Here is a 1,658-nt window from a genome sequence, read left to right as displayed (position 1 = left end):
CCGTCCGCCGGGGCGGCCGGCCACGCACCCCGGGGACTCCGCCTTCGCCCGGCAGGAACGCCTCCTCGGCGCCGACGTGTACGAGCTGCCCGCCCCGCGCCGTACCGGACGCACCCTCACCGCCCGCTGCCCCGCGGGCTCCCAGGTCTGGTTCTGGGCGCCCGAGTACAAGGGCACGGCGACCCTGGCGGGGGAGCGGCCCGTGGACTTCGACGGCAAGCCGCCCTCCGTCCGCGCCCCCATGCAGACCCTCGGCGCCGTCCCGGCCTCCGGCGAGGTGCGGATCGACCTGGGGCCCGAGGGGAAGCCGCGGCTGCCCCGGGAACCGGTCGGCTGCCTGGTCCGCGCCCGGCTCGACTCCGCCGTACGGCAGCTCACCGCCACCGGCGCCACGCGCGTGCGTGCCGGCGGACACACCGTCACGGCCGAACTGCCCCCGGGCAGCAGGGGTGTCGCCGTCCTCGCCGCGCCGCGCATCTCCGGCTGGCGCTGCGCCGCCGGCGACGCGGAACCGCGCCCCGCGCGCGCGTACGAGGGCCTGGTCGCCGTCCCCCTCGACGGGCGGGCGAGCTCGGTCAGCTGCTCGTTCCGGCCACCGGGGATGAAGCTCGGCGGCGCGGTCGGCGCGGCGGCGCTCCTGGCGCTCGCCGCGACGGGGCTCCTCCACCGCCGACGGGCCCGCCGGTGACGGGGTCCACGCCGAGGGGTTTCCGCCGGAGACGACAAGAGTTCACCCGGAGTGCACGCGCGGCTCGTTCACCGGGAAAAGTAGGTCGTTAGCGTGCCCGCGTGCCCGCCGTAACGGCGTTTGACCATTCGATTCAGTGTGGGGATCCCGAGTGCCGAAACTGTCCGTCGTCGTACCGTTCCACAATGTCGGGCCATATGCGCCCGACACCCTGCGCAGTCTCGCGAACAACTCGGATCCGGAATTCGAGTTCCTGCTGATCGACGACTGCTCGACGGACGACACCCCGGAGATCCTCGACCGCTGGCAGGGCCGCCTGCCGAACGCCACCGTCATCCGGCACGAGACGAATCAGGGCGTCGCCCAGGCACGCAACACCGGAATCGACGCGGCGCGCGGCGACTACCTCACCTTTCTCGACGGCGACGACTGGTACGCGCCCGGCCACCTGAGCGCCGCCGTGGCCGGAATCTCCCGTCTGGACTGCGATTTCGCCCGGACCGACCACGTCCTCTCGGAGGGTCGGAAGCGGCAGATCCGCTATGCCCCGGCCAAGCGGCGCGACACCGTGATGGACCCCCGGGACGGAATCTCCCCGGCCAGCATGGTGACGATGGTCGACTATCCCTTCGTCCCCTTCGGCATTTACAGCGGGCGTCTCTTCGAGAACGGGGAATCCCGCTTCGAGACCTCTCTCCGAACCGCCGAGGACCGGCTCTGGATCTGGCGTCTCCACCTCAAGGCGCGTACCTTCGCGGCGCTTTCCCTGCACGGGGTCTTCTACCGGCGGGGCGTCACCACCTCGCTCACCCAGATCACCGACAACCGGCAGCTGGACTTCATTCCCTCGTACGACCTCCTGCTCGACGACGTCTCCCGGGACCACGAGGCGGACCGCTTCCTGCCGAAGGCGGTCCGCACCTACTGCGCGATGATCGCCTTCCACATGGGGAAGGCGATCATCGCGCAG

General features: G+C 71.8%; 1 protein-coding gene and 1 pseudogene. Both read left to right on the top strand.

The genetic code is table 11. From position 1 onward, the window contains the following. Window positions 1-688, top strand: a pseudogene (locus CCN56_RS29250) (hypothetical protein); the annotation flags it as partial. A 151-nt stretch (window positions 689-839) separates the two neighbouring features. Beyond that, on the top strand, window positions 840-1,658 hold an 819-nt coding region (locus CCN56_RS29245; protein ID WP_107484241.1), incomplete at its 3' end, for a glycosyltransferase family 2 protein.

Origin of the sequence: Streptomyces sp. NRRL B-24572, assembly GCF_002156145.1 — a bacterium.
Taxonomy (GTDB): Bacteria; Actinomycetota; Actinomycetes; order Streptomycetales; family Streptomycetaceae; genus Streptomyces; species Streptomyces vietnamensis.
This window is presented reverse-complemented; position numbering and strand designations above follow the sequence as displayed.